General features: G+C 57.2%; 1 protein-coding gene. It reads left to right on the top strand.

Annotation, left to right across the window (positions count from 1 at the left end; translation table 11 throughout):
• Positions 1 to 22: 22 nt before the first annotated feature.
• Positions 23 to 508 carry a T6SS immunity protein Tdi1 domain-containing protein gene (locus EN780_RS37040; protein ID WP_127284357.1) on the top strand — a complete coding sequence of 162 codons (486 nt, stop codon included), beginning with the start codon at positions 23 to 25 and terminating at the stop codon, positions 506 to 508.
• Positions 509 to 556 lie beyond the last annotated feature (48 nt).

Here is a 556-nt window from a genome sequence, read left to right as displayed (position 1 = left end):
GGCCGAAGCGGCGGAGTAATCGGTGACTGACGTCATCTGGCAGGACATCGCGTTCCAATTTGAGCCAGATGTCGCGCATACGGTAGCGAAAGCGTGGTCGTGGCTTTTGCCAGAGCCTTGGACCCCACTTGTCTGCTCAATGGTGGGAGGCATGTTTGTCGAGCGACCCAACAATGAGGTTCATTGGCTAGACACCGGAACCGGTTTGGTCGAGCGGGTGGCTCGCAATCGGACACTTTTTGATGAGATGATCCGAATCTCTCATGATCTCGTTGACGAGTGGTTCCTGCCACCGCTTGTGGGACGCCTTCATGCCGCGGGCAAGAAGCCTAAGGTGGGAGAATGCTACGGCTTTACCATCTTGCCAGTCTTCGCCAAGGGCAAATTCGACGTCGAGAACATGTTCGTAGTTCCAGTCAGCGAGCAGTTCATCGGCATGGCCGAGGTTCATCGCCAGATTAACGAATTGCCCGACGGCTCACCGGTGCGGATCAAGGTCGTCGATTAGGCTGGTAAGCTACTCCGCCGGCTCAGCGGCCGCACTAGGCAACCCGGG

Source organism: Mesorhizobium sp. M4B.F.Ca.ET.089.01.1.1 (assembly GCF_004022605.1).
GTDB lineage: Bacteria > Pseudomonadota > Alphaproteobacteria > Rhizobiales > Rhizobiaceae > Mesorhizobium > Mesorhizobium abyssinicae.
This window is presented reverse-complemented; position numbering and strand designations above follow the sequence as displayed.